Source organism: Klebsiella sp. B345, assembly GCF_051131735.1.
In the GTDB taxonomy this organism is placed as follows: Bacteria; Pseudomonadota; Gammaproteobacteria; order Enterobacterales; family Enterobacteriaceae; genus Klebsiella.
Map to the genome: position 1 here is coordinate 1,305,279 of NZ_CP180443.1, position 26,812 is coordinate 1,332,090.

General features: G+C 58.2%; 22 protein-coding genes. 9 read left to right on the forward strand and 13 right to left on the reverse strand.

The features are described 5' to 3' along the window. Positions 1-10: 10 nt before the first annotated feature. Complete coding sequence (locus tag ACMYSO_RS06145) at positions 11-466, forward strand: Lrp/AsnC family transcriptional regulator (protein ID WP_123755517.1); 456 nt, start codon at positions 11-13, stop codon at positions 464-466. Here the strand turns inward: ACMYSO_RS06145 and ACMYSO_RS06150 are convergent, their stop codons facing one another. From ACMYSO_RS06150 to ACMYSO_RS06170, 5 genes are all read right to left on the reverse strand, one after another. Then, a complete protein-coding gene (locus ACMYSO_RS06150) occupies positions 467-1,192 on the reverse strand; it encodes an ABC transporter permease (RefSeq protein ID WP_434669782.1) in 726 nt (241 codons plus the stop codon). Next, complete coding sequence (locus tag ACMYSO_RS06155; RefSeq protein WP_123755080.1) at positions 1,189-1,881, reverse strand: ABC transporter permease; 693 nt, start codon at positions 1,879-1,881, stop codon at positions 1,189-1,191. The genes ACMYSO_RS06150 and ACMYSO_RS06155 overlap by 4 nt, the downstream gene beginning before the upstream one ends. A gap of 64 nt (positions 1,882-1,945) precedes the next feature. Next, positions 1,946-2,719: an ABC transporter substrate-binding protein gene (locus ACMYSO_RS06160; protein WP_434669783.1), complete on the reverse strand. Its 774-nt coding sequence runs from the start codon at positions 2,717-2,719 to the stop codon at positions 1,946-1,948. A gap of 29 nt (positions 2,720-2,748) precedes the next feature. Beyond that, positions 2,749-3,510: a dimethylarginine dimethylaminohydrolase family protein gene (locus ACMYSO_RS06165; RefSeq protein WP_434583928.1), complete on the reverse strand. Its 762-nt coding sequence runs from the start codon at positions 3,508-3,510 to the stop codon at positions 2,749-2,751. 187 nt (positions 3,511-3,697) lie between these two features. Further along, positions 3,698-5,239, reverse strand: a complete 1,542-nt coding sequence (locus ACMYSO_RS06170; protein WP_434669785.1) for an EAL domain-containing protein — start codon at positions 5,237-5,239, stop codon at positions 3,698-3,700. A 346-nt stretch (positions 5,240-5,585) separates the two neighbouring features. On the opposite strand from ACMYSO_RS06170, the gene ACMYSO_RS06175 reads away from it, so the two are divergent. From ACMYSO_RS06175 to yegQ, 7 genes are all read left to right on the forward strand, one after another. Next, complete coding sequence (locus ACMYSO_RS06175) at positions 5,586-6,833, forward strand: MdtA/MuxA family multidrug efflux RND transporter periplasmic adaptor subunit (RefSeq protein WP_434669787.1); 1,248 nt, start codon at positions 5,586-5,588, stop codon at positions 6,831-6,833. After that, the gene (locus ACMYSO_RS06180) at positions 6,833-9,955 is read left to right on the forward strand and encodes an MdtB/MuxB family multidrug efflux RND transporter permease subunit (protein ID WP_434669788.1); all 3,123 of its coding nucleotides are present in this window, start codon (positions 6,833-6,835) and stop codon (positions 9,953-9,955) included. The genes ACMYSO_RS06175 and ACMYSO_RS06180 overlap by 1 nt, the downstream gene beginning before the upstream one ends. Beyond that, positions 9,956-13,033, forward strand: a complete 3,078-nt coding sequence (mdtC, locus tag ACMYSO_RS06185) for a multidrug efflux RND transporter permease subunit MdtC (RefSeq protein WP_434669789.1) — start codon at positions 9,956-9,958, stop codon at positions 13,031-13,033. A gap of 1 nt (position 13,034) precedes the next feature. Continuing rightward, positions 13,035-14,459, forward strand: a complete 1,425-nt coding sequence (locus ACMYSO_RS06190; RefSeq protein WP_434669791.1) for an MFS transporter — start codon at positions 13,035-13,037, stop codon at positions 14,457-14,459. Continuing rightward, positions 14,456-15,952: a two-component system sensor histidine kinase BaeS gene (gene baeS, locus ACMYSO_RS06195; protein WP_434669792.1), complete on the forward strand. Its 1,497-nt coding sequence runs from the start codon at positions 14,456-14,458 to the stop codon at positions 15,950-15,952. The genes ACMYSO_RS06190 and baeS overlap by 4 nt, the downstream gene beginning before the upstream one ends. Beyond that, complete coding sequence (baeR, locus tag ACMYSO_RS06200; protein WP_434583918.1) at positions 15,949-16,671, forward strand: two-component system response regulator BaeR; 723 nt, start codon at positions 15,949-15,951, stop codon at positions 16,669-16,671. Before baeS ends, baeR begins: the two co-directional genes overlap by 4 nt. Positions 16,672-16,846: 175 nt before the next feature. Then, a complete protein-coding gene (gene yegQ / locus ACMYSO_RS06205) occupies positions 16,847-18,208 on the forward strand; it encodes a tRNA 5-hydroxyuridine modification protein YegQ (protein WP_123755518.1) in 1,362 nt (453 codons plus the stop codon). Positions 18,209-18,486: 278 nt separating this feature from the next. Here the strand turns inward: yegQ and ACMYSO_RS06210 are convergent, their stop codons facing one another. Then, complete coding sequence (locus tag ACMYSO_RS06210) at positions 18,487-18,897, reverse strand: type II toxin-antitoxin system HicB family antitoxin (protein ID WP_434669795.1); 411 nt, start codon at positions 18,895-18,897, stop codon at positions 18,487-18,489. A 26-nt stretch (positions 18,898-18,923) separates the two neighbouring features. After that, a complete protein-coding gene (locus ACMYSO_RS06215; protein ID WP_434669797.1) occupies positions 18,924-19,103 on the reverse strand; it encodes a type II toxin-antitoxin system HicA family toxin in 180 nt (59 codons plus the stop codon). Positions 19,104-19,304: 201 nt separating this feature from the next. On the opposite strand from ACMYSO_RS06215, the gene yegS reads away from it, so the two are divergent. Next, entirely contained in the window at positions 19,305-20,198 is an 894-nt protein-coding gene (gene yegS / locus ACMYSO_RS06220) for a lipid kinase YegS (RefSeq protein WP_434669798.1), read from the forward strand. 45 nt (positions 20,199-20,243) lie between these two features. Here yegS and ACMYSO_RS06225 read toward each other — a convergent pair whose 3' ends face one another. The 6 genes from ACMYSO_RS06225 to ACMYSO_RS06250 form a co-directional block, all read right to left on the reverse strand. Further along, positions 20,244-21,017, reverse strand: coding sequence for an ABC transporter ATP-binding protein (locus tag ACMYSO_RS06225; protein ID WP_434670755.1), 774 nt, complete (start codon positions 21,015-21,017; stop codon positions 20,244-20,246). 10 nt (positions 21,018-21,027) lie between these two features. Beyond that, the gene (locus tag ACMYSO_RS06230; protein WP_434669799.1) at positions 21,028-21,915 is read right to left on the reverse strand and encodes an ABC transporter ATP-binding protein; all 888 of its coding nucleotides are present in this window, start codon (positions 21,913-21,915) and stop codon (positions 21,028-21,030) included. Next, the gene (locus tag ACMYSO_RS06235) at positions 21,878-22,783 is read right to left on the reverse strand and encodes an ABC transporter permease (RefSeq protein ID WP_434669800.1); all 906 of its coding nucleotides are present in this window, start codon (positions 22,781-22,783) and stop codon (positions 21,878-21,880) included. The genes ACMYSO_RS06230 and ACMYSO_RS06235 overlap by 38 nt, the downstream gene beginning before the upstream one ends. Further along, on the reverse strand, positions 22,780-23,817 hold the full coding sequence (locus ACMYSO_RS06240) for an ABC transporter permease (RefSeq protein WP_123755094.1): 1,038 nt from the start codon (positions 23,815-23,817) through the stop codon (positions 22,780-22,782). Before ACMYSO_RS06240 ends, ACMYSO_RS06235 begins: the two co-directional genes overlap by 4 nt. Then, positions 23,814-25,436: an ABC transporter substrate-binding protein gene (locus tag ACMYSO_RS06245; RefSeq protein WP_434669801.1), complete on the reverse strand. Its 1,623-nt coding sequence runs from the start codon at positions 25,434-25,436 to the stop codon at positions 23,814-23,816. Before ACMYSO_RS06245 ends, ACMYSO_RS06240 begins: the two co-directional genes overlap by 4 nt. Positions 25,437-25,541: 105 nt before the next feature. Next, on the reverse strand, positions 25,542-26,696 hold the full coding sequence (locus ACMYSO_RS06250) for a mandelate racemase family protein (RefSeq protein WP_434669802.1): 1,155 nt from the start codon (positions 26,694-26,696) through the stop codon (positions 25,542-25,544). Positions 26,697-26,812 lie beyond the last annotated feature (116 nt).

The window sequence follows — 26,812 nt, forward strand, 5'->3', positions numbered from 1 at the left end:
CGTCCTCTTTGTGGAAAAGAAAGCCCGGCTTGACCGTATCGATCATAAGATCCTTGAAATCCTGCGCCGGGATGGCCGCATTTCTTATCAAAAGCTCTCGGAGCAGGTAAACCTCACCGCCCGTCCCTGCCTGGAACGCGTACGTGGCCTTGAGCGCGATGGAATTATCCGGGGCTACAGCGCGATTATCGATCTCCCCGAGCCGGAGCATGCCTTCGTGGTGCAGGCGCAGATTGCGCTGGCCGACCACGGCCGCTCGCAGCCGGTATTTGAACAGGAGATGCGTCAAACGCCGGAAGTGCTCGACTGCTGGCTGGTCAGCGGCAGCTTTGATTTCCTGGTACGCATCGGCTGTCGCAGCATGGCCCACTACTGCCAGCTGGCGGACACCTGGCTGACCAGCAAAAAATTCCGCGTCGATAAAATCGTGACCCTGACCGAACTTCAGGCGATTAAACGCTCCTGATCACGAGCGGCGGGCAAACGCCAGCCAGCGTCGCTCGGCGCGCGAAAAGGCGAATATCAGCAAAAAAGTGCACAGCAAATAGAGCGCAGCGGCCATCAGGAACGGAATAAACGGCGAATAGGTGATGGCATAAAACGCCCGCGCGACGCCGGTAATGTCGAGCAGCGTGACGGTGCTGGCCAGCGACGTGGCATGCAGTAAAAACACCATCTCGTTATTCAGCGCCGGAATGCCCCGCCGCAGCGTCGCCGGCAGCACCAGACGACGGATAATTTGTCCTTTGCTCATGCCGTAGGCTTCACCGGCCACCCACTCCTGACGCGGAAAGGTCATCATCATCCCTGCCAGCAGTTCGGCCACGTAAGCGGCCGTATTCAGCACCAACGCTAAGGTAGCGCAGAAGGTGGCATCGCGGAACAGCAGCCAGAACGGCCGATCGTTTTGCCAGCCCAACTGGACGATATCGAACTGCGACAGCCCGTAATAGATCAGCATCAGCTGCAGGTAGAGCGGCGTGCTGCGAAAGAACCAGGTGCAGCCGCGAATCGGCCAGGCCAGCAGCCGCGGGCCATACACCTGAATGACCGCCATCAGTACCGCCAGCACCATGCCGGGAACGATGGACAGTAAAAACAGCTCCGCCGTCACCGCCAGCCCGCTCGCTGCGCCGTTGCCGTCGCTCCACAGGTAGCCCGGTAGCGCATCGATAAACGTCTGCAGGTTCATAGTGCCGCCCCCGCCGTTGAAGAGCGCAGCGCGTAGCGCTTCGCCAGACGATTAAACAGCCAGCTCGACAAGGCGGTGATCACCATGTAAATCAACGACACGAGGAAGTAGAACAAAAACGGCTTCTGCGTGGCGCGCCCGGCCTGTTCCGCCAGCCACACCATATCTTCCAGGCCGAGAATCGACACCAGCGCCGACGCTTTCATCAGCCCCAGCCAGTTGTTATTGATGCCCGGAATAGCAAAACTCAGCATCTGCGGCAGCATCACGCGCCGAAAGACCGTCCACGGACGCATGCCGTACGCTTGTGCCGCTTCAGTTTGCCCCCGGTCGACGGTGAGAAAGGCCCCGCGAAAGGTTTCGGTGTAGTAGGCACCAAACACAAAGCCAATCGCCAGCACCCCGGAAATAAAGGTATTGAAGCGAACCGGCCCGAACCCGACCAGCCCCAGCAGCGTATTCACCAGCATCTCGCCGCCGAAAAACAGCAGCAGCATAATGACCAGCTCCGGGATGCCCCGCACCAGCGTGGTATAGCCGGTCGAAAACCAGCGTAGCCAGCGCGGCCCGAACAGCTTAATCAGCGCATTCACCAGCCCCAACAGCAGAGCCACCAGCAACGAAACCAGCATCACGCACAGCGAAAGCCCCGCGCCGCGCAGCAGTAACGGTAAATAGTCTGCAACCATATTCTGTCTTCCACCCGTGTCGTAAAGGGGCGCAGATCGCCGATCGCGCCCTCCCCTTCACGGCTTATTTGCCGTAGATATCAAAGCTGAAATACTTTTTCTGAATTGCCTCGTAGGTGCCGTCAGCACGGATTTGCTTAATCGCACCGTTCAGGGCATCGCGCAGCGCCGGATTGTCTTTATTCACCGCAATGCCAACGTCAGACGAGATGCTGCCATCGCTGATCACCGGACCGGCGAAGGCAAACTTCTGCCCGCGCGGGGTATCGATAAAGCTGGTGGCCGCCTGGATATTGTCCTGCAAGGAAGCATCAATACGCCCGGAGAGCAGATCCAGATAAACGTTGTCCTGGTTGGCGTAGCCGACGATTTTCACGCCATGGTTGGCCCAGTGGGTTCTGGCGTAGGCTTCATGGGTTGAACCGGTCTGTACCCCGACGGTCTTGCCCTTGAGGCTGGCGGCATCCGGCAACAACGGGCTGCCTTTGCGTGCCACCAGCTGCGCGGCGCTACGGTAATAGCGGTCGGTGAAATCCACCTCTTTCTTGCGCTCATCGGTGATGTTCAGCGAGGCGATAATGGCATCGAATTTATGGGCGTTGAGCGCGGCGATCATGCTCTCAAACGGCTGTTTCACGAAGACGCATTTCGCTTTTAGCTGCGTACAAAGGGCGTTGGCAATATCAATGTCAAAGCCGGTGATCTCGCCGCTGGGCGCAAGGACATCAAACGGAGGATAGCCACCGTCCACCCCAAAGCTGATGGTATCAAACTGCTGTGCGCCCAACGGTGCGCTCAGCGCCATACAGGCCAGTAAAGCGGCAATGCGTGTTTTCATATTGGTTACCCCTGATGTCAACGGTGTGGCTAAAAGCGCAGTGAAAGGCAGGTCAGGCCGCCATCCATTTTCTTAAATTCGCTGGTGTCGAGCTGCACGACCGGCATCCCCAGCTTGCTGATTTCGCCGAGGGTATAGGGGTAACCCTGCGGCGTAATCAAGGTATCGTTGATCCACAAGGTATTGCCGGCATACGCCTCTTCCTGCGGGATCACAATGGTATTGAAGCCGCTAAAGGCCGGGTGATGCAGGTAGCCTTCCGTCAGCAGCAGGGTGTTGCGCCCAACGTAGTTCACAATCGATTTCAGGTGCAGCCCGGCGCTCACTTCAATCGCGGTAACCTGATAGCCGTGCGGTTCAACGGCGGCGGCAAACTCGCGGATGCCCTGCTCGTCGGTACGTGCGGTCAGGCCGACAAAAAACTGCTTGCCGACCAGCAGCACGTCACCGCCGTCCATATGACCACGATCGCTCATCTGTACCAGCGGACGAAAGCCGGCCAGCACCGGGGCGATGGTCGCCACTTCCCCCTGGCGGCTCGGCGCCCCAGGATGGGTGATCACCGCCAGCTCAGGCATCACTACCGCGGTATCTTCCACAAAGTGGGCATCCGGATAATCCGCGGCGGCAGGCAGGACGGTGACTTTCAGCCCAAGCTGCAGCAAGGTTTCCACATAGGCAAGGAACTGGCGGGTCGTGCCGGCAATATCTGGCGCCCCGAGCCGGGCGGTGGTTTGGCCGGCAGCACAGGTGGCAGCGGGCAGACGGGCAATAGCCTGGTTGAAATGCATAGAGAACCCTCAGGTGACAAATGAACGTTACGCTTCCCGACACGCGGGCAAAGTAACGGGTTTTCTTGATTATCAAACAGATATTGTCACCGGTCCGGCTGAATAGCCGGTCTGGATTGTCGATTTACGCTGTATATTGTGCGTAAACGACGCATTCCGCTGTCGGCGGATAGCCCCTTGTCGCCCGCTATAGCGGTGCGCTTTGTTCACGTAGCGCAAGCGATTCAGACAGCAGCAGCGCGCGGAGTTTTTCAATCGGCATCGACTTGTAAAAATACCAGCCCTGAATCAGTGCGTTCTCATCGAAGGATTTGACAAAGTCATAGTCCGTTTTACTTTCTACCCCTTCAAACACAATTTGTTTATTGAGCTGGCAGACGATATCAAGAATTGAGGTCAATATATTGCGTTTGTACTCATTCTTCAGACCGTTAACGAAAAACTTGTCCAGCTTAATTTCATCGTAAAACACTTCGGTCAACCACAGCAGGTTGGAAGAGCCGGTCCCAAAATCATCAAGGGCGATCCGCAGCCCACGGTTCATCGCTTGTAATGAGAAGGCCGCTATTTTTTTATAGTACTCGCCGCTTCTTTCGGTAATTTCAATTTTAATCTGCTGTGGGCGAATATCATGACGCTTAAGCACCCGCATCAGATTATCTAAAAAGTACGGATTGTTGATTTCACTTTTACCGATATTGATCGCCAGGGTGAAACCCGGATCGTCCTGCAGAATCGTTTTCAGCTCACGGGTCGCCTTCTCAATCACCAATGTAGCGATATCGTCAGAGACATTAAGCTGCTCCGCCATCGAAATAAACAGGTCCGGCGGGACCTGGCCAAAAATCTTGTCATGCCAGCGAACCAGCGCCTCCACGCCGACGATCTTTTCGTTTTTGGCGCAGACTAACGGCTGGTACTCCAGATAAATGCGTTGATTGAGGATCGCTTTTTTTAAACGAAACTCCAGCGAGCGCCGTTCCGCGAGATAGCTCAGAATGGCGTAGAGCAACGCGGCCCCGATAATAAAAGCGACGATTGCGATTGCGGCGATAAGCAGCGTAGGGAGCGATAAAAAGCCCTGTTTTTTCTGTGCCAGACTGGCACAGATATCATATTTTTGGCTGCAAAGACGGGATGTCGCCGCCGACCCGGCCTCGGTATCGGCGCTGAGATCGTTGAGGAAAACGTGCTGGCCATTACGACTGGTTAATGAAAAATCGAGCCCTTTATAACGACGCACAAAACCACTGAAGGCAAACGAAGAGGTAAACGAGATAACATTGCCATACTGGCTCATATCCAGAACAACGCCATATGGCAGATAGTTGCGCACCCCTTTGTAGATACTAAAGCCGTTCGGCACGACATATTTTTCGTCAGGTAGCAGCAGCGGTTTATCGAGAACGCCCCAGTTGGCGGTACAGGCAATCTTGCCATCCTCAATAATGCCGAGGTCTTCCACATTAGCGTACTTCCAGATAACCTCGCGCAGGGCGGCAATATCCTGCTTACGGCAGCCTACGATCTCTCGGGTGTGAACACGATTGATGGCCGAGACAATTTGCGTGGTGACCTCTTCAGCGTGGCTGAGCAGTTCATCACTCATCTCCTCTAACTGCGCGCGTTGATGCGATAACATCAGGTTGTTGATCAGCAAAGCGGAAAGAAGCACAGTGATGCCGCCGCCGGCCAGCAGCCATTTCTGTTTCTTAATAAATTTCATCATCCCTCCGCAACTCGCGCCAGATATCGGAATCCGCCTCGCAAACTCTTAACCCAGGAGTCACAGTCCCTGTCACGCAGATCTATACTATCTCGATAATAATGACATAGGGGCGGTTACACCAGGCATCAGCGCGCAAATTAGCCCCCTTATAATCAGGAGGGAACGCGCTGTTGACCACCACATTGCGGCCCAAAAACGCCCTCTTTTTTTAACGTAAGCGGCTCATCGAAAAGCATTTTATCCAGACAGTTCTGGACAGTCTTTTCACAATTCCTCCATTTTTGCGGGGCGTTTGCTCACTAAAATAGTATCATTCCGCGAAACCTTCAGGATGAGATAACAATAAATGAAAGGCAGTCACACACTTCGCTGGGGAACCGCACTGGCGGTGATTATTGTTGCCGGCGCAGCATATTGGTTCTGGCATAGTCGTGAAACCGCAAACGGTGCGCCGTCTGCGACGAATGGTCAACATCAACAGGCCCCAGGCGGCGCTCGTCACGGGCGCTTCGGCGCGGCGCTGGCGCCGGTTCAGGCGGCAACCGCCACCAGTGAATCGGTCCCGCGTTATCTCAGCGGCCTCGGCACCGTCACGGCGGCCAATACGGTCACCGTGCGCAGCCGGGTAGACGGCCAGCTGCTGGCGATCCATTTCCAGGAAGGCCAACAGGTCAAAGCGGGGGATCTCCTCGCCGAAATCGATCCCAGTCAGTTTAAGGTGGCGCTGGCGCAGGCCCAGGGTCAGCTCGCCAAAGATAAAGCCACGCTGGCCAACGCACGACGTGACCTCGCCCGCTATCAGCAACTGGTGAAAAGCAACCTCGTTTCACGTCAGGAGCTGGATACCCAGCAGTCGCTGGTCAGTGAAACGGAAGGCACCATTAAAGCCGACGAAGCCGCGGTAGCCAGCGCACAGCTGCAGCTCAACTGGAGCCGCATCACCGCCCCGATTGACGGGCGCGTGGGCCTTAAACAGGTCGATATCGGCAACCAGATTTCCACCGGCGACACCACCGGCATTGTGGTGTTAACCCAGACCCATCCTATCGATGTCGTCTTTACGCTGCCGGAAAATGATATTGCGACCGTCGTCCAGGCGCAGAAAGCCGGGAAAACGCTGCAGGTTGATGCCTGGGACCGGACCAACAAACAGAAAATAAGCCAGGGAACCCTGCTGAGCCTGGATAACCAGATTGACGCCACCACCGGGACCATCAAGCTGAAAGCGCGCTTTACCAACCTGGATGACGCGCTGTTTCCGAATCAGTTCGTCAACGCCCGCATGCTGGTCGATACCGAGCAGAACGCGGTCGTCATCCCAACCGCCGCCCTGCAAATGGGCAACGACGGCCACTTCGTGTGGGTCCTGAACGACGAAAACAAAGTCAGCAAGCATACCGTCACGCCGGGTATCCAGGACAGTCTGAAAGTGGTGATCTCCGCCGGGCTCTCCGCCGGTGACCGCGTGGTCACAGACGGTATCGACCGTTTGACCGAAGGGGCGAAAGTGGAAGTTGTCGATCCGCACAGCGCACCTGCCGCCGCGGAAAAAGCCACCAGCCGTGAGTACGGTAAAAAAGGAGCACGCTCCTGATGCAAGTGTTACCCCCGAGCAGCACGGGTGGCCCGTCCCGACTGTTTATCATGCGCCCGGTCGCCACCACCCTGTTGATGGTGGCGATTATGCTGGCCGGGATCATCGGCTATCGTTTTTTACCGGTCTCCGCCCTGCCGGAGGTCGATTACCCTACCATCCAGGTGATCACGCTCTATCCAGGCGCCAGCCCGGACGTGGTGACCTCGGCGATTACCGCGCCGCTTGAACGCCAGTTTGGACAGATGTCCGGCCTGAAACAAATGTCGTCGCAAAGCTCAGGCGGCGCCTCGGTAGTTACGCTTCAGTTTCAGTTGACGCTCGCGCTGGACGTGGCTGAGCAGGAAGTACAGGCAGCGATCAACGCCGCCACCAACCTGCTGCCCTCCGACCTGCCGAACCCGCCGGTCTACAGCAAGGTAAACCCGGCGGATCCGCCGATCATGACCCTCGCCGTCACCTCATCCGCCATTCCGATGACCCAGGTCGAAGATATGGTGGAAACCCGGGTGGCGCAGAAAATTTCCCAGGTCTCCGGCGTCGGGCTGGTGACGCTTGCGGGCGGTCAACGCCCGGCGGTACGCGTGAAGCTCAACGCACAGGCCATCGCCGCGCTCAGGCTGACCAGCGAAACCATCCGCACCGCCATCACCAGCGCTAACGTGAACTCGGCGAAAGGGAGCCTGGATGGCCCTACCCGGGCCGTCACCCTGTCGGCAAACGACCAGATGCAATCGGCGGAAGATTACCGTCGGCTAATCGTCGCCTACCAGAACGGCGCGCCGATTCGCCTCGGCGATGTCGCCACCATTGAACAAGGGGCGGAAAACAGCTGGCTTGGCGCGTGGGCTAACAACCAGCAGGCCATCGTCATGAACGTGCAGCGTCAGCCGGGGGCCAACATCATCGCCACCGCCGACAGCGTCCGTGAGATGTTGCCGCAGCTCACCGAGAGCCTGCCGAAATCGGTCAAGGTCCAGGTGCTCTCCGACCGGACGAACAACATCCGCGCCTCGGTCAGCGACACCCAGTTTGAGCTGATGCTGGCGATTGCGCTGGTGGTGATGATTATTTACCTGTTCCTGCGCAACGTCCCGGCCACCATTATCCCCGGCGTGGCGGTACCGCTGTCGCTGGTAGGGACCTTCGCGGTGATGGTGTTCCTCGACTTCTCGATCAACAACCTGACCCTGATGGCGCTGACTATCGCCACCGGTTTTGTGGTCGACGACGCCATCGTGGTCATCGAAAACATCTCCCGCTACATCGAAAAGGGTGAAAAGCCCCTCGCCGCCGCGCTGAAAGGGGCCGGTGAAATCGGCTTCACCATTATCTCGTTAACCTTTTCGCTGATCGCCGTGCTAATTCCGCTGCTGTTTATGGGCGATATCGTTGGCCGCCTGTTCCGCGAATTTGCGATAACCCTGGCGGTGGCGATCCTGATCTCCGCCGTGGTGTCGCTGACCCTGACGCCGATGATGTGCGCGCGCATGCTCAGCCACGAATCGCTGCGCAAGCAAAACCGCTTCTCCCGGGCCAGCGAACGTTTCTTCGATCGCGTCATTGCAGCCTACGGTCGGGTGCTGAGCCGGGTGCTGAATCACCCGTGGCTGACCCTGAGCGTGGCCTTAGGCACGCTGGTGCTGTCGATTATGCTATGGGTCTTTATTCCCAAAGGGTTCTTCCCGATTCAGGATAACGGCATTATTCAGGGCACCCTCCAGGCCCCGCAATCGTCATCATTTGCCAATATGGCCCAGCGCCAGGAGCAGGTCTCTGCGGCGATCCTCAAGGATCCGGCCGTCGAGAGTCTGACCTCCTTCGTCGGGGTTGACGGGACCAACCCGGCACTGAACAGCGCCCGCTTACAGATTAACCTCAAACCGCTGGATGAACGCGACGACCGCGTCCAGGCCGTTATCTCACGCCTGCAAAAATCGGTCGACAGCATTCCGGGTATTGAACTCTATCTGCAGCCGACGCAGGACCTGACGATTGATACCACCGTCAGCCGAACCCAGTACCAGTTCACCCTGCAGGCCAACTCGCTCGACGCCCTCAGTAACTGGGTACCGCAGCTGCTGGCGCGTCTTCAGGCGCTGCCGCAGCTCTCGGACGTCAGCAGCGACTGGCAGGATAAGGGACTGGCGGCCTACATCAAGGTCGACCGCGACAGCGCCAGCCGGCTCGGGATCAGCATGGCCGATGTCGACAACGCGCTGTATAACGCCTTCGGCCAGCGGCTGATCTCCACCATTTACACCCAGGCAAACCAGTATCGCGTGGTGCTGGAGCACGACACCCGCGAAACCCCAGGGCTGTCGGCGCTCGACAATATTCGCCTGACCAGCAGCGATGGCGGCATCGTGCCGCTGAAATCCATCGCCAGCGTTGAACAGCGATTCGCCCCGCTGTCGATTAACCATCTCGATCAGTTCCCGGTGACCACCATCTCGTTTAACGTGCCGGATGCCTACTCGCTGGGCGATGCGGTCGAGGCCATCCTCGCCGCCGAACAGGCGCTGGATTTCCCCTCCGAGATCCGCACTCAGTTCCAGGGCAGCACCCTCGCCTTCCAGTCGGCGCTCGGCAATACCGTCTGGCTGGTGGTGGCCGCGGTGGTGGCGATGTATATCGTGCTTGGCGTGTTATATGAAAGCTTTATCCACCCGATCACCATTCTGTCGACCTTACCGACCGCCGGCGTCGGTGCGCTGCTGTCTCTGTGGCTGGCGGGCAGCGAGCTGGACGTCATTGCGATCATCGGGATTATCCTGCTGATTGGTATCGTCAAGAAAAACGCCATCATGATGATCGACTTTGCGCTGGCCGCCGAGCGCGAGCAGGGTATGCCTCCACGCGAAGCTATCTACCAGGCCTGCCTGCTGCGTTTTCGCCCGATTCTGATGACCACCCTCGCCGCCCTGCTTGGCGCCTTACCGCTGATGCTCAGTACCGGCGTTGGCGCCGAGCTGCGCCGTCCGCTGGGGATTGGCATGGTCGGCGGTCTGATGTTAAGCCAGGTGCTGACGCTGTTTACTACCCCGGTTATCTATCTGCTATTCGATCGCCTGTCGCTGTACATTAAAAGCCGCTTCCCGCGACATGAGGAGGAGGCGTAAATGAAGTTTTTTGCCCTCTTCATTTACCGCCCGGTGGCCACAATTTTAATTTCGCTGGCCATCACCCTGTGCGGCGTGCTGGGCTTTCGCCTGCTGCCGGTAGCCCCGCTGCCGCAGGTGGATTTCCCGGTCATCATGATCAGTGCCTCGCTGCCTGGCGCTTCGCCGGAAACCATGGCCTCGTCGGTGGCGACGCCGCTTGAACGCTCTTTGGGCCGCATCGCCGGCGTGTCTGAGATGACCTCCTCCAGTTCGCTGGGCAGTACGCGCATTATTATGCAGTTCAATTTCGACCGCGATATCAACGGCGCGGCCCGCGATGTGCAGGCGGCGATTAACGCCGCGCAGAGTCTGTTACCCAGCGGCATGCCAAGCCGTCCGACCTACCGTAAGGCTAACCCGTCCGACGCGCCGATCATGATCCTCACGCTCACCTCGGACACATACTCCCAGGGCGAACTGTACGATTTTGCCTCCACCCAACTGGCACAAACCATTGCCCAAATTGATGGCGTCGGGGACGTGGACGTGGGCGGAAGCTCGCTGCCTGCGGTCCGGGTAGATCTGAACCCGCAGGCGCTGTTTAACCAGGGTGTTTCGCTGGACGCGGTGCGCACCGCCATCGCCGATGCTAACGTGCGCAAGCCGCAGGGCGCGCTGGAAGACCACAGCAAGCGCTGGCAGGTCCAAACCAACGATGAGCTCAAAACCGCCGCGGAATATCAGCCGCTGATCGTGCACTACAACAACGGCGCGGCGGTTCGCCTCAGCGACGTCGCCACCATCAGCGATTCGGTACAGGATGTGCGCAACGCCGGGATGACCAACGCTAAACCGGCTATTTTGCTGATGATCCGCAAACTGCCGGAAGCCAACATCATTCAGACGGTGGACAGCATTCGCGCCCGCCTGCCGGAGCTTCAGCAGACCATTCCGGCGGCCATCGACCTGCAAATTGCCCAGGACCGCTCGCCGACGATCCGCGCCTCGCTGGAAGAGGTGGAACAGACGCTGGTTATCTCGGTAGCGCTGGTGATCCTCGTGGTATTCCTGTTCCTGCGCTCCGGCCGGGCGACGCTGATCCCGGCGGTAGCGGTTCCGGTGTCGCTGATTGGGACCTTTGCGGCGATGTATCTGTGCGATTTCAGCCTCAATAACCTGTCGCTGATGGCCCTGACTATCGCCACCGGTTTCGTGGTGGATGACGCCATCGTGGTGCTGGAAAACATCTCCCGCCACCTGGAAGCCGGCATGAAACCACTGCAGGCAGCGCTGCAGGGCAGCCGCGAAGTCGGCTTTACCGTGCTGTCGATGAGCCTGTCGCTGGTGGCAGTCTTTTTACCGTTGCTGCTGATGGGCGGGCTACCGGGACGACTGTTACGTGAATTCGCAGTGACTCTGTCGGTGGCGATCGGCATTTCGCTGGCGGTTTCCCTCACGCTGACGCCGATGATGTGTGGCTGGCTGCTTAAGAGCAGCAAACCTTCTCAGCCGACGCGCAACCGCGGTTTCGGTCGGGTGCTGGTCACAATACAGGGCGGCTACGGAACCTCTTTGAAGTGGGTCCTCAAACACAGCCGCATCACCGGGCTGGTCCTGCTGGGTACCATCGCGCTGAGCGTCTGGCTCTATATCTCAATTCCGAAAACCTTCTTCCCGGAGCAGGATACCGGCGTGCTGATGGGCGGCATTCAGGCCGACCAAAGCATCTCCTTCCAGGCGATGCGCGGCAAACTTCAGGACTTTATGAAAATTATCCGCGAAGACCCGGCGGTGGATAACGTGACTGGTTTTACCGGTGGCTCAAGGGTCAACAGCGGGATGATGTTTATCACCCTTAAGTCCCGTGACCAACGGCACGAGACGGCGCAGCAAATTATCGACCGTCTACGGCAAAAACTGGCGAAAGAACCGGGTGCTAATCTGTTCTTAATGGCAGTCCAGGATATTCGCGTCGGCGGCCGTCAGGCCAACGCCAGCTACCAGTACACGCTGCTGTCAGATGACCTTGCGGCGCTGCGTGAATGGGAGCCGAAGATCCGTAAAGCTCTCGCTGCCCTGCCGGAGCTGGCGGACGTTAACTCTGACCAGCAGGATAACGGCGCGGAAATGGACCTTATCTACGATCGCGATACCATGTCGCGGCTGGGGATCAGCGTCCAGGACGCCAACAGCCTGCTGAATAACGCCTTCGGTCAGCGGCAGATCTCGACGATTTACCAACCCCTGAACCAGTACAAAGTGGTGATGGAGGTGGACCCGGTGTATACCCAGGACGTCAGCGCGCTGGATAAGATGTTTGTCATCAACAGCGAAGACAAGCCCATCCCGCTGTCCTACTTTGCCAAATGGCAGCCGGCCAACGCCCCGCTGTCGGTGAATCACCAGGGACTGTCGGCAGCCTCGACGATCGCCTTTAACCTGCCAACCGGTAAATCCCTGTCGGAAGCCAGCGAGGCCATCGACCGCACCATGACCCAGCTTGGGGTGCCCTCCAGCGTGCGCGGCTCCTTTGCCGGCACCGCTCAGGTGTTCCAGGAGACCATGAATTCGCAGGTCATTTTGATTCTTGCCGCCATTGCGACGGTGTATATCGTGCTCGGGATCTTGTACGAGAGCTACGTGCACCCGCTCACGATCCTCTCCACCCTGCCCTCGGCGGGCGTGGGGGCGCTGCTGGCGCTGGAGCTATTTGGCGCACCGTTCAGCCTCATCGCGCTTATCGGCATTATGCTATTAATTGGGATAGTAAAGAAAAACGCCATCATGATGGTCGACTTTGCCCTTGATGCCCAGCGCAACGGTAACCTTGCACCGGAAGAGGCCATTTTCCAGGCCTGTCTGCTGCGATTCCGCCCGATAATGATGACCACCCTGGCGGCGCTGTTCGGCGCGCTGCCGCTGGTGCTATCCGGCGGCGATGGTTCGGAACTGCGTCAGCCGCTGGGGATCACCATTGTCGGCGGGCTGGTGATGAGCCAGCTGTTAACGCTCTATACCACGCCGGTTGTCTATCTGTTCTTCGACCGTCTGCGATTACGTTTTTCGCGCAAATCCAACCAGCCGGTAAGCGATTAACATGAATGAACTGCCCGCCAGCGTACGCTGGCAACTCTGGATAGTGGCTTTCGGCTTCTTTATGCAGTCGTTGGACACCACTATCGTCAATACCGCCCTCCCCTCCATGGCCCGTAGCCTGGGGGAGAGCCCACTGCACATGCATATGGTGGTGGTTTCCTACGTGCTGACGGTGGCGATCATGCTGCCCGCCAGCGGCTGGCTGGCGGATCGGGTCGGTGTACGCAATATTTTCTTCACGGCAATTGTGCTGTTTACCCTCGGTTCCCTGTTTTGTGCTCAGGCCAACACGCTCGATCAGCTGGTCATGGCCCGGGTGCTGCAGGGGGTTGGCGGTGCAATGATGGTGCCCGTCGGCCGCCTGACGGTGATGAAAATAGTCCCACGTTCGCAATATATGGCGGCCATGACCTTCGTGACCCTCCCCGGTCAGGTTGGGCCGCTGCTCGGTCCGGCCCTCGGCGGTATTCTGGTGGAGTACGCCTCCTGGCACTGGATCTTTTTAATCAACATTCCAGTGGGGATTATTGGCGCCATCGCCACCCTGTGGCTGATGCCAAACTACACCTTACAAACCCGGCGATTTGATATTTTTGGTTTTATTCTGCTGGCGGCGGGAATGGCCACCTTAACCCTCGCGCTCGACGGTAAAAAGGGGCTGGGGATTTATCCGCTGCTGCTCAGCGCGCTGGTGGTCATCGGCATTGCCTCCATCCTGCTCTACCTGTGGTACGCCCGGGACAACGATAACGCGCTGTTCAGCCTGAAGCTGTTCCGCAACCGCACCTTCTCCCTCGGGCTCGGCGGTAGCTTTGCCGGGCGCATCGGTAGCGGCATGCTGCCCTTTATGACGCCGGTATTCCTGCAAATCGGCCTCGGTTTCACGCCGTTCCACGCCGGGCTGATGATGATTCCGATGGTCCTTGGCAGTATGGGGATGAAACGCATTGTGGTGCAGGTGGTGAACCGCTTTGGTTACCGCCGCGTGCTGGTGGTGGCGACTATCGGCCTGGCGCTGGTCAGCCTGCTGTTTATGGCCGTCGCGCTGGCGGGCTGGTACTGGCTGCTGCCGGTGGTGCTGGTGTTGCAAGGCATGATCAACTCCAGCCGTTTCTCCTCGATGAATACCCTGACCCTGAAAGATCTGCCGGATGAGCTGGCCAGCAGCGGCAACAGCCTGTTGTCGATGATCATGCAGCTGTCGATGAGTATCGGCGTCACCATCGCCGGGATACTGCTCGGGATGTTCGGCCAGCAGCATCTAAGCGCCGACCCGGCAACCGTCCATCAGGTCTTCTTCTATACCTATCTGTGCATGGCGACGATCATTGCACTCCCGGCGTTTATTTTTTCCCGTGTGCCGGATGAGACCGGCAGCAACACCACCATCGCCCGTCGCAGCCGTCATAAAAGGAGTGAGCCGTGAAGTACTGGCGTCCGGGTATTACCGGCAAACTGTTTCTGGCCATTTTAGCCACCTGTATCGTGCTGCTTATCAGCATGCACTGGGCGGTGCGCATCAGCTTTGAACGCGGGTTCATCGACTATATCAAACGCGGCAACGAACAGCGCCTGACCCTGCTGGGCGATGCGTTGAGCGAGCAGTACTCCTTGCACGGTAGCTGGAAATTCCTGCGTAACAACGATCGTTTTATTTTCCAGATCTTAAAATCGTTTGACCGCGACAATGACGATCGCGCCTCCGGCGGGCGCAGAATGAACGGTGGCGGATCGCCCTACGATGGCCCGCCGCCAGAAGGCCCACCCGATGGCCCGCCAGACGGCCCCCGTGGTCCCGGCCCGGATATGCCGCCGCATGGCTGGCGTACCATGTTCTGGGTTGTTGATCAAAAAGGCCGGGTGCTGGTCGGCCCGCCGGAAAAGCTGCCGGAAGATGGCACCCGTCGCGACATTATGGTCAACGGCGTGCGGGTCGGCATGGTGGTGGCATCGCCGGTTGAGCGCCTGACGCGTAATACCGATATCAACTTTGACCGCCAGCAAAAGCGCACCAGTTGGTTGATTGTCGCCCTTGCTACGCTGCTGGCGGCGCTGGCGACCTTCCCGCTGGCGCGTGGCCTGCTGGCGCCGGTGAAACGGCTGGTTGAAGGGACCCATCGTCTGGCGGCGGGAGACTTCACTACCCGCGTCACCGTTAGCAGCAGTGATGAGCTTGGCCGACTGGCGCAGGATTTTAACCAGCTTGCCAGTACCCTTGAACGCAACCAGCAGATGCGCCGCGATCTGATGGCGGATATCTCTCATGAGCTGCGCACTCCGCTGGCGGTGCTGCGCGGCGAGCTGGAAGCGATCCAGGACGGCGTGCGTAAATTCACCCCGGACTCCATTACCTCGCTGCAGGCCGAAGTGGCTACCCTGACCAAGCTGGTTGACGATCTGCGCCAGCTGTCGATGTCCGATGAAGGCGCGCTGGCCTACCAGAAAACCTCCGTCGACATCATTACCCTGCTGGAAGTGGCGGCGGGCGCTTTCCGCGAACGTTTCGCCAGCCGGGGGTTGAGCATCAAGGTCTCGCTGCCGGAAAGCGCGATAATTTTTGGCGATGGCGATCGCCTGATGCAGTTGTTTAATAACCTGCTGGAAAACAGCCTCCGCTATACCGATAGCGGCGGACAGCTGCTAATCAGCGCCAGCCAGAACGGTCAACGCCTGATTCTTGATTTTGCCGACAGCGCGCCGGGCGTCAGCGACCAGCAGCTGGAGCGGCTGTGCGAGCGTTTTTATCGCGCCGAAGGTTCTCGCAATCGTGCCAGTGGCGGCTCTGGGCTGGGGCTGGCGATCTGTGTCAATATTGTGGCTGCCCATGGCGGCAGTTTACGCGCTGACCATTCGCCTTTTGGCGGGGTTAGCATTAAAGTTGAGTTACCACTGGAACGTGATATATCGAGAGACGTATGAGTGAATTACCTGTTGATGAAAATACCCCACGCATTCTTGTCGTGGAAGATGAACCCAAACTGGGTCAGTTGCTGCTCGACTATTTGCTCGCAGCAGGTTATGCACCGACGCTGATTAATCACGGCGATCAGGTCCTGCCTTACGTTCGTCAAACCCCACCGCATCTCATCCTGTTGGATCTGATGCTGCCAGGCACCGATGGTCTGACCCTGTGCCGGGAGATCCGTCGCTTCTCCGATGTGCCGGTGGTAATGGTCACCGCCAAAATTGAGGAGATCGATCGGCTGCTCGGGCTGGAGATTGGCGCCGATGATTATATCTGTAAGCCCTACAGTCCGCGTGAAGTGGTGGCGCGGGTGAAAACCATTCTCCGCCGCTGTAAGCCGCGCCGGGATCTGCTGGCGCTGGATGCGGAAAGCCCGCTGATCGTCGATGAAGGTCGTTTTCAGGCGTCATGGCGCGATAAGCTGCTGGATCTGACCCCGGCCGAGTTTCGCCTGCTGAAAACCCTCTCCCAGGAGCCGGGCAAGGTCTTCTCGCGCGAGCAACTGCTTAACCACCTGTATGATGATTATCGCGTGGTGACAGATCGCACCATCGACAGCCATATCAAAAATCTGCGGCGCAAGCTGGAGTCGCTCGACGCCGAACAGTCGTTTATTCGCGCAGTATATGGCGTCGGCTATCGCTGGGAAGCGGACGCCTGCCGGCTGGCCTAATCCTCCCTTCCCCCTTCACTGGGGGAAGATTTCACGCCGGCGAAAGGTTTACTCTCCCTGACCACAGCGCTACAATGCCCGCCCTTAATGTGTGGGCACTCTCCCTGCGAGAGCGTCTCCCCAACTCGCCGCATCAGGTGTGGCGAATCTGACCTGTCATCAGAACGAGAAAATCATGTTTAAACCGGAACTCCTTTCCCCGGCGGGAACGCTGAAAAATATGCGTTACGCTTTCGCTTATGGCGCCGATGCCGTTTATGCTGGCCAGCCGCGTTACTCTCTGCGCGTGCGCAACAATGAATTCAACCACGAAAACCTGCAGCTGGGCATCAATGAAGCGCATCAGCAGGGGAAAAAATTCTACGTGGTGGTCAATATCGCACCGCATAACGCCAAGCTGAAAACCTTCATTCGCGATCTGAAGCCGGTGGTGGATATGGGTCCGGACGCGCTGATCATGTCCGATCCGGGTTTAATCATGCTGGTGCGCGAGCACTTCCCGGAAATGCAAATCCACCTGTCGGTCCAGGCCAACGCCGTGAACTGGGCGACGGTTAAATTCTGGCAGCAGATGGGCCTGAGCCGGGTGATCCTTTCCCGCGAGCTGTCGCTGGATGAAATTGCCGAGATCCGCAGCCAGGTTCCCGAGATGGAAATTGAGATTTTCGTCCACGGCGCCCTGTGCATGGCCTACTCCGGCCGCTGCCTGCTCTCTGGCTATATCAACAAGCGCGACCCGAACCAGGGCACCTGCACCAACGCCTGTCGCTGGGAATATAACGTTTCGGAAGGCAAAGAGGATATCGTCGGCAACATCGTCCACCAGCAGGAGCCGATTCCGGTCCAGACCGTCGAGCCAACCCTGGGCGTCGGCGCGCCGACCGACAAGGTGTTTATGATTGAGGAAGCAAAACGTCCGGGCGAATACATGACCGCCTTTGAAGACGAACACGGCACTTACATCATGAACTCCAAAGACCTGCGCGCCATTGCGCACGTTGAACGCCTGACCCAAATGGGCGTGCATTCACTGAAAATCGAAGGCCGAACCAAATCCTTCTACTACTGCGCGCGTACCGCTCAGGTTTACCGCAAAGCTATCGACGATGCCGCCGCCGGTAAACCGTTTGATGAAAGCCTGCTGGAAACCCTGGAAGGGCTGGCCCACCGCGGCTATACCGAAGGCTTCCTGCGCCGTCATACCCATGACGATTACCAGAACTACGAGTACGGCTACTCCCTCTCCGAACGCCAACAGTTTGTCGGTGAATTTACCGGTGAGCGCAATGGTCAACTGGCGGCCGTGGCGGTGAAAAATAAGTTCTCCGTCGGTGACAGCCTGGAGCTGATGACCCCGCAGGGCAATGTTAATTTCACCCTCGAACATATGGTGAACGCCAAAGGCGAAGCGATGCCGGTCGCCCCAGGCGATGGCTATACCGTCTGGCTGCCGGTTCCGGAAGAGATGGAGCTGCAATACGCCCTGCTGATGCGTAACTTTGCCGGACAGAGCACCCGTAACCCACACGGGAACTAAGATACCCTGAATAATTCGAGCGGCAGGCAGCAAAACCAACTGACATGCAGCTTGAAATAAGATGGTTTAGTAAGGTTATTTTTTCACGGAATAAAGATATTAGAAACGGATCACACACCGCTTCGCTTCAAGCGGGTATCATCCATTCTGCTGAAAAACATAACCCATAAATGCTAGCTGTACCAGGAACCACCTCCTTAGCCTGCGTAATCTCCCTTACGCGGGCTTATTTTTTTGAATCGACATAATAAAAGACCCCGCTTAAGCGGGGTCTTTTATTATCGTTTGGTGGTGATTCGCTCTAGGGCAGCCTGTGCCAGGAATCCTGAACGACTCTTAAATTCAGGATGCGTTGCAACACAGCGATCAATTCGATCAATAAGTGATTTTGGTAGTGTCACGTTAATTTTCTCCGAGCCCCCTAACAACCGGGTGACGTCGACGTCAACCAGTGCCCAGGTATAGCCCGTGAATTCTGGATTTTTTACGAGCTCACCCACTGTAGAAACAGCGGGAATATCCTGGCCTGACTCAACCAGTAGTTCTATATGGCCGGTGATCGCCTCTTTGGCGTTCGCGATAGCTTCATCCAGGGTGTCTCCTGCAGAAAAACAACCTGGTAAATCAGGGACGGTCACACCATATGCGTATGTATCGTCTCCTGCCTCAATCGCAATAGGATAAAACATAGTGAAGCCTCTTCGCTAAAGTGGGGTTAGAGTCCCGCTTGTTTTCTGATACTTTTTACCGTACCTGTCGGCAAGTCCTTCTTTGGATGGGGTATGGTGACAAGCCCCGGCCTGGTGGGGTGGATAAAATGGTGATGGCTACCGTTTACCCTTACCAGAATCCATCCATCAGCCTTGATCTCTGCAATTAGCGTCCTGCTGTCCATCCTTGTGCCCCGTGGTGTTCCGATAAAAGACACAATAACTCCTATAACCCCAAATTACAATAAATTTGGAGTTATCAGGGTTATTAATATGGCTATTAAAAATCTGACATCACCAGTTTTTCTCTGCCACATCGCAAAATCGCTATGCCCGGCGTCATGCGGTACACTTTCTGCATCTTGTGCAAAAAGGAAGCCATACCCATGTCCACGTTTCCAGCCAGCTTACTGATTCTCAACGGCAAAGGGGCGAACGACCCCCAGCTACGTGAAGCAATCACCCTGTTACGCGAAGAAGGCGTCGACATCCATGTCCGCGTGACCTGGGAAAAGGGCGATGCCGTCCGTTATGTCGATGAGGCCATACAGCTTGAGGTCGGCACGGTGATTGCTGGCGGAGGTGATGGCACCATCAATGAAGTCGCCACTGCGTTGGTCCAGCGTGAATGTCAGGCCGCGCTCGGTATTGTGCCACTGGGCACCGCCAACGACTTCGCCACCAGCGTTGGTATCCCGCAGGATTTAGCCAGCGCCTTGAAGCTGGCGATCGTGGGCCGAGAAGTGGCGATAGACGTCGCGCGGGTTAACGATAAGACCGGCTTTATTAATATGGCCACCGGCGGTTTTGGTACCCGGATCACCACCGAAACGCCGGAAAAACTCAAAGCCGCGCTGGGCGGCATCTCCTATCTGATTCATGGCCTGATGCGCATGGATACCCTTAAGCCCGACCGCTGCGAAATTCGCGGCGAGAACTTCAGCTGGCAAGGGAACGCGCTGGTGATCGGTATCGGCAACGGTCGTCAGGCCGGCGGCGGCCAGCAGCTCTGCCCGCAGGCGCTGATTAACGACGGCCTGCTGCACGTGCGGGTCTTTACCGGCGAAGAGCTTCTTCCGGCGCTGTTCACCACTCTGGCCAACCCCGACAACTCGCCGAACCTGGTGGATGGCGTATCGTCATGGTTTGAGATTTCCGCGCCCCATGAAATGACCTTTAACCTCGATGGCGAACCACTCAGCGGCACGCATTTCCGCATGGAAATACTGCCCGGCGCCCTGCGCTGCCGCCTGCCGCCGGACTGTGCGTTGCTGAAATAACCAGGATTGTGCCGGTGCCTCATCCCTGACGTACCGGCCCTTTCGTCAGTAGGCAGCCACTTCGCGCGCCATCTCCCGGGTATAGCGCTGGCTGGCGGTCACCAGCATTTGCGTATAGGCCGTCTGCGCATCACCGTTGACCAGCGCATCCACCGTCAGCGTCTCAAGGATTTTGCCGTGCTGCATCACCGCCACCTTCTGGCACAGATGCGCTATCACGCCTAAATCATGGGTCACCATCAGATAGGTTAAGCGGGATTCCTGCTGCAGCTCCGCCAGCAGGTTGAGGATTTCGGCCTGTACCGACACATCCAGCGCCGAAGTTGGCTCATCCAGCAGCAGCACCTGCGGCTCCAGAATCAGCGCCCGGGCGATAGCCACTCGCTGGCGCTGACCGCCGGAAAGCTGGTGCGGATAACGGTCACGGAAGGCGCGATTCAGCCCCACCCGATCCAGCAGGGTATTCACCCGTCGGTCGCGATCGCTGATGCCGTGGATCTGCAACGGCTCTTCGAGGATATCGCCGATGGTATGCCGCGGATGTAGCGATCCATAGGGGTCCTGAAACACCATCTGCACCTGCCGACAGCGCTCGCGGCGAATCTGATGGTCCAGCGCGTGGCCGTCAATCGACAGCGCGCCCTGCCAGTGGGTGAACAGCCCCGCCAGGCACTTCAGCACGGTGGTCTTCCCGGAACCGGACTCTCCCACCAGCCCGTAAATCTCCCCCTGCTGCACCTGAAAACTGACGTCGTACAGCACCTGGTTACGCTTCTCGCCTTCGCCAAACACCAGGTTCAGATTGTTAACCTCAATCATCATCCGCTCCTTATTCCGTAAGCCAGCTGGCCTGGCGCTGTAGCACCGGCAGCACCGGGCGACGATGTTGTATATCCGGTAACGCGTTAATCAGCCCCTGCGTGTAGGGATGCCGGGCGTTATCGAGTTCACTGGCCGCAATGGACTCCACCACCCGTCCGGCGTACATCACCAGCACCCGGTCGCAAAAACTGCGCACCAGGTTGATGTCGTGGCTGATAAAAATCAGCCCCAGCCCGCGCGACTTGACGAGGTCGTCGAGCAGCCCCAGTACCTGCAGGCGCACGGAGACGTCCAGCGCCGACGTCGGTTCATCGGCAATGATCAGCTCCGGGTCGGTGATTAACATCATGGCAATCATGATCCGCTGCCCCTGGCCGCCGGAAATCTCGTGCGGATACAGGCGATAGACCCGTTGCGGATCGCGGATGCGCACGACGTCCAGCATCTCCAGCGCCTTGGCTCTGGCCTGCGCTTTACGCCCGGGGTTGTGGGTCAGCCAGGCTTCAGCCACCTGATCCCCGACGCACACCACCGGGTTCAGCGAGTATTTCGGGTCCTGCATGATCATCGAGATACGCTTGCCGCGAATGGTGCGCATTTGCGCTTCGCTCTGCTGGCGCAAATCGATATCGCCAAACTGCATGCGGCTGGCGGTGATCCGTGCCTTCTTCGGATGCAGATGCAGCAGCGCCCGTCCGACGGTGGATTTTCCCGAGCCAGACTCGCCGACAATCGCCAGCTTTTCCCGACCCAGCTGAAAGGAGACGCCGCGCACCGCATGGGTCACCGCGCCGCCGTTGACAAAGTCGATGCACAGATCGCCGACGTCGAGTAGTGGTGCGTTATTCGCTGGTGCATTATTCGCTGCGAGGATCGAGGATGTCACGTAAGCCATCTCCTAAGAAATTGAATGCCAGGCTGTTAATCAGAATCGCCAGCCCCGGAATCGTTACTACCCACCAGCACTCCATCATGTAGGTGCGCCCGCTGGAAATCATCGCCCCCCACTCCGGCTCCGGCGGCTGTGCGCCAAGGCCGAGGAAGCCCAGCCCGGCGGCGGTCAAAATAATCCCGGCCATATTCATGGTGATGCGGATAATTACCGACGGCAGGCACAGTGGAACGATGTGTCGCCACAGCACCCGCGCCGGAGAAGCGCCTTGCAAACGCACGGCGGAGATAAAATCCGCCTGGCGCAGCGACAGGGTTTCAGCCCGCGCCAGACGCGCAATCGGCGGCCACGCGGTCAGGGTGATGGCAATCACCACATGCTCCAGCCCCGGCCCTAATGCCGCCACAAACGCCAGCGCCAGCACCAGGCTCGGGAAGGAGATAAAGATATCAGTCACCCGCATCAGCACCATATCTACCTTGCCACCGAAGTAGCCAGCGCTCACCCCCAGCAGCAGGCCCAGCGGCCCGACGGTGACCGACACCAGCAGCACGATATACAGGGTGATCCGCGAACCGTAGACCAGGCGGCTGAAGATATCGCGGCCAAACTCATCGGTGCCGAACCAGTGTTGGGCATCCGGCGCGCTGAGCGCATTGTTCAGATCCTGAACCAGCGGGTTGTAGGGGGCGATCCACGGGGCAAAAATCGCCACGATCAGCAACAGACTGATAATCCCGCCGCCCACCGCCGTCAGCGGATTGCGCGCCATTTTACCGATGAATCCGGCGCCCCACGCCAGGGTGCGCATGACCCGCCGGCGGCTTTCACTACCGCCGCGTTGCAGCGGCGTCTCCAGAGAAACGGTCATGATTTGGTCCTCGGGTCAAAGCATTGATACAACATGTCAGAGAGCAGGTTGAGCATGACGAAGATCACCCCGACCAGCAGCACGCAGCCCATCACCGCATTCATGTCGCCCAGCAACAGGCTGCCGGTCAGATAAGAGCCAAACCCCGGCCACGAGAAGACGGTTTCAATCAGCACCGCCCCTTCCAGCAAGGCGCCGTAGGCCAGCGCCACCACGGTCAGCAGCTGTACCAGGATATTGCGGAACGCATGATTCCAGATAACCTGGCGCTCGGTTAAGCCCTTCACTCTGGCGGTGATGATGAACTCCTGCGACAGCTGCGCCAGCATAAAGCTGCGGGTCATACGGCTGATGTAGGCCAGCGAGTGAAAGCCCAGTAAAGAGGCCGGCAAAATCAGGTGGTTGATGGCGTTCCAGAACACCTGACTGTTGCCCGCCAACAGCGCATCGACGGTCATCAGTCCGGTACGCCGCGGCACGATGCCGTCGAGGCCGAGATCCACCCGCCCGGCGCCGCCGACCCATCCCAGCCAAGCATAGAACACCAGCAGTCCCACCATCCCGACCCAGAAAATCGGCGTGGAATAGCCCGCGAGACTGATAATACGCACCACGTAATCGCTCAGGCTGTTGCGCCGCGCTGCCGCCAGCACGCCCAACGGAATGCCAAGACCGGCGCCGACGATAATCGCCATGGTCGCCAGCTCCATGGTGGCCGGAAAGACGCGGATAATATCGTCCATCACCGGTTTACCGGTCAGCAGCGCATTGCCTAAATCGCCGTGCATCAGGTTGTAGAAGTAGATCGCAAACTGCGTGGGCAGCGAGCGGTCAAAGCCCATCTGCTGATAGACCTGTTGATAGGTGCTCTGATCGGCATCCGGGCCAACAATCGCCAGCACCGGGTCGATGGGCATCACCCGGCCAATGGTGAAGGTCAGCAGCAGCAGGCCAAACAGGGTGATCGCGACCTGCAGCAGGCGGGTTGAAAAGCGCCGGGCGCGAGAGCCGGGGGAAAACAGCATGGTGCTCATCCTTTCTCTCCTTCGCTGACTTTATAGACGTCGCGTAAAAAAGTGGTTGCGGAGGGGTGCGGCTGATAGTCCTTGACCTCATGGCGCACCACCACCGAATCCACCATTTGTGACAACGGGATCAGGGCCGGCACCAGTTGGTCGTAGCGGGTCTGAATCGCCTGATAGTCAGCCACCTGTTTTTGCGGATCGCGTTCGAGCAGCGCGCGGTCGATCATCTCGTTGAGCGGCTTATCGTAGAAACCGGTACGCCAGCCCTGGAAGTTGGTCAGCCGGGCGGCATCGCTGTTATCCGGGTTGTAGACCAGCGCGCGCAGGCTGGAGTGCGGATGCGGCTCCATGCCGCTGCCGCCGCGGCCCACCAGCAGGTCGAACTGACGCTCGCGCATCGCGCCGTAGATCTGGTTGCCGGTACCGGTGATGATTTTGGCGTTAATGCCCGCCTGCATCAGCGTCGACTGCACGGCGATAGCAATATTGAGGAACGGCTGGTCGGACAGCACCCGCAAAGTGGTGTCAAACCCGTCGGGATAGCCGGCTTCGGCCAGCAGCTTTTTCGCCCGTGGAATATCCAGCCGGTAGCCAGGGTCCGGCAGCGTCGAGGGCATTCCCGCTTTGATTGGGCGCTGATGCAGCATGCCATAGCCCGGCATCAGCGCTTTATTAATGCCCTGATAGTCAATCAGATAGCGCAGCGCCTCCCGCACTTTCGGGTTAGCGAAATGCGGCTCCTTCATGCTCATGGCCACGTAGTACATCGTCCCGCGCTGGACCGCATCGATGCTCAAATCCGGGTCATGGCGCAGCGCATTGATATCCGACACCGCCATATTGCTGGCAATATCCAGATCGCCCTTCTCAACCATCAGGCGCAGCGTTTGTGACTCCTGAAAATGGCGCAGCACCACCCGGCTCAACTTCGCCTCGCCGCGCCAGTAGTCAGGGTTACGCTGCATACGCAGAACGTCTTTGGCCTGCCAGGTTTCCAGCATAAACGGCCCAGAACCGGCTTCGTGGGTGGTCAGCCAGCGGTTACCCCAGTCGTTATCCTTTTCGTGGCTTTGCACCGTTTTGCTGTCGAGCACGCCGAGGTTGCCCAGCGCACCCAGCGAGTAAAGCACCAGCTGTGGGTCGTTGGCTTTCGGCAGCGCGATATGCAGGGTGTAGTCATCCAGCGCCGTGACCTGCTTATCGATGTTATCTTTGCTAAAGCCGTACGATTTCCACACCGAGGCCTGGGCAAGATTGAGGTGCAGGATACGCCGCATCGACCACACCGCGTCCGCAGCGGTGAGCGGGTTACCCGAGTGAAATTTCACGTCTTTGCGCAGATGGAAAGTCAGGGTGCTGCCGTCCGGGGCAATGTCCCAGGACTCCGCCAGCGCCGGGCGCACATGCGTCAGCTGCTGCGGGTCGAGCTCCACCAGCGAGTCGTAGAGGTTTACCACGATGCCCACCACTTCGTTACCGGTCATCGCCGCCGGGTCGAGGGTGAGCAGGTTATTCATGTTCATGCCGATAATGAGCTGGTCGGGCGGCGTTTTGGCGTACGCCCCCCCACCCCCCATACTTATGGCGAGCGCGAGTAAACACGCTCCCATCAGGGAAGTTCTTTTCATGTCGGTATCGCCTGTAGGGTACGCCCGCCGTCGCTCGTGCATGCGGTTATGCTGCACGAACAAGGAGGGCTGGTTTTATTGTTATAGGGTGCTGCTGGTTATGACTCAGTCGTGGCTGACGGTATACGCTTCAATCCAGTTAAAGTTGATATCTTCGCCCAGCCCCGGACGTTGGGACAAATGCACAAAGCCCTGGTCGTCCATCGGATCGACAATGCTATTCAGGTACGCCGCCGGCTGGTCGTAATCGAGGAACGGGTGCAGTAAACCGCGCTCGTACCAGCGACAGTTGCGGATCGCCCCGACCACCGCAAGGCTCGCGGCACCATTGCCGTGAACTTCGCAATCCATGCCGAAGGATTCAGCCAGCGCCGCCACCTTCATGGTTGGCGTAATCCCGCCCACGCCATTGGCCCCGGCACGCAGAATGTCGCAGGCGCCGGCCTTGACCCACTCCGCACGCATATGGTGTTTACCGCCGAAGCTTTCCGGGCCGACGATCGGGATGGTCAGATTTTCAGCCAGCCAGGCGTAGGACGACATCGAGTCCTCTTCCATCGGTTCTTCAAACCACGCGAAGTCCAGTTTTTCCAGCTCCTTACCGATCCATAGCGCTTCAGCGCGGCTGTACCAGTGGTAGCCGTCGATCATTAAATCAATGTCTGGCCCTACCGCTTCCCGCACTGCCGCGCAGGCTTTGATATCCATTTTCGGGTTGGGTGCAAAGGAGACCGGCGGCATCCAGGTATGCAGCTTGATGGCTTTATAACCGCGGGCGACCAGTTTTTCCGCGAAGGCTGCATACTCCTGCGGCGTGGAAAGCCCGCCGGGCAGATCGTCGCCGCACATAGTGCTGCCGTAGGCCGGCACCTTATCGCGATAGCCGCCAAGCAGCTTATAGACCGGCATATTGAGTTTGCGGCCAATCAGATCCCACAGTGCCTGCTCGATAAACGACAACGCGCGTTCCGTCAGCTGATGCGCGCTGCCGCGCTGCCAGTGGTTGAGATCCTGCCAGATACGCTCACGGTTAAAGGGGTCCTGCCCCACCAGCACTTTGCGAAAGAAGGTATTCACCACAAACGGCCGCACGATCTCCGGCGGCGAGAAGGAGAAGCCCTGGCTGCCATCATCGGCAGTAATGGTCAGCATCGCCATTTTCGCCATGCTCTCTGCCCCGGGATGAGAGTGCCCGGCGCTGTCGGAGACCCGACGGGTGGGATACTCAAAAACGGTCACGTTTACAGATTCAATTTTCATTATTAGTCCTTAGTACAGAGCACCTGCACGCATTCACCTGAAATGGGCGCAGCGGAGTAAATCCGGAAATGCGGGCTCGTTTAATTGAAAAGGCGTTTCAATTACTAATCTAAGCA

What these genes read in the sequence shown, in the direction of transcription:
- ACMYSO_RS06150 (WP_434669782.1), bottom strand. Translation starts at nt 1,192, where the DNA reads ATGAACCTGCAGACGTTTATCGATGCGCTACCGGGCTACCTGTGGAGC.
- ACMYSO_RS06155 (WP_123755080.1), bottom strand. Translation starts at nt 1,881, where the DNA reads ATGGTTGCAGACTATTTACCGTTACTGCTGCGCGGCGCGGGGCTTTCG.
- ACMYSO_RS06160 (WP_434669783.1), bottom strand. Translation starts at nt 2,719, where the DNA reads ATGAAAACACGCATTGCCGCTTTACTGGCCTGTATGGCGCTGAGCGCA.
- ACMYSO_RS06165 (WP_434583928.1), bottom strand. Translation starts at nt 3,510, where the DNA reads ATGCATTTCAACCAGGCTATTGCCCGTCTGCCCGCTGCCACCTGTGCT.
- ACMYSO_RS06170 (WP_434669785.1), bottom strand. Translation starts at nt 5,239, where the DNA reads ATGATGAAATTTATTAAGAAACAGAAATGGCTGCTGGCCGGCGGCGGC.
- ACMYSO_RS06175 (WP_434669787.1), top strand. Translation starts at nt 5,586, where the DNA reads ATGAAAGGCAGTCACACACTTCGCTGGGGAACCGCACTGGCGGTGATT.
- ACMYSO_RS06180 (WP_434669788.1), top strand. Translation starts at nt 6,833, where the DNA reads ATGCAAGTGTTACCCCCGAGCAGCACGGGTGGCCCGTCCCGACTGTTT.
- mdtC (WP_434669789.1), top strand. Translation starts at nt 9,956, where the DNA reads ATGAAGTTTTTTGCCCTCTTCATTTACCGCCCGGTGGCCACAATTTTA.
- ACMYSO_RS06190 (WP_434669791.1), top strand. Translation starts at nt 13,035, where the DNA reads ATGAATGAACTGCCCGCCAGCGTACGCTGGCAACTCTGGATAGTGGCT.
- baeR (WP_434583918.1), top strand. Translation starts at nt 15,949, where the DNA reads ATGAGTGAATTACCTGTTGATGAAAATACCCCACGCATTCTTGTCGTG.
- yegQ (WP_123755518.1), top strand. Translation starts at nt 16,847, where the DNA reads ATGTTTAAACCGGAACTCCTTTCCCCGGCGGGAACGCTGAAAAATATG.
- ACMYSO_RS06210 (WP_434669795.1), bottom strand. Translation starts at nt 18,897, where the DNA reads ATGTTTTATCCTATTGCGATTGAGGCAGGAGACGATACATACGCATAT.
- ACMYSO_RS06215 (WP_434669797.1), bottom strand. Translation starts at nt 19,103, where the DNA reads ATGGACAGCAGGACGCTAATTGCAGAGATCAAGGCTGATGGATGGATT.
- yegS (WP_434669798.1), top strand. Translation starts at nt 19,305, where the DNA reads ATGTCCACGTTTCCAGCCAGCTTACTGATTCTCAACGGCAAAGGGGCG.
- ACMYSO_RS06225 (WP_434670755.1), bottom strand. Translation starts at nt 21,017, where the DNA reads ATGATTGAGGTTAACAATCTGAACCTGGTGTTTGGCGAAGGCGAGAAG.
- ACMYSO_RS06230 (WP_434669799.1), bottom strand. Translation starts at nt 21,915, where the DNA reads ATGGCTTACGTGACATCCTCGATCCTCGCAGCGAATAATGCACCAGCG.
- ACMYSO_RS06235 (WP_434669800.1), bottom strand. Translation starts at nt 22,783, where the DNA reads ATGACCGTTTCTCTGGAGACGCCGCTGCAACGCGGCGGTAGTGAAAGC.
- ACMYSO_RS06240 (WP_123755094.1), bottom strand. Translation starts at nt 23,817, where the DNA reads ATGAGCACCATGCTGTTTTCCCCCGGCTCTCGCGCCCGGCGCTTTTCA.
- ACMYSO_RS06245 (WP_434669801.1), bottom strand. Translation starts at nt 25,436, where the DNA reads ATGAAAAGAACTTCCCTGATGGGAGCGTGTTTACTCGCGCTCGCCATA.
- ACMYSO_RS06250 (WP_434669802.1), bottom strand. Translation starts at nt 26,696, where the DNA reads ATGAAAATTGAATCTGTAAACGTGACCGTTTTTGAGTATCCCACCCGT.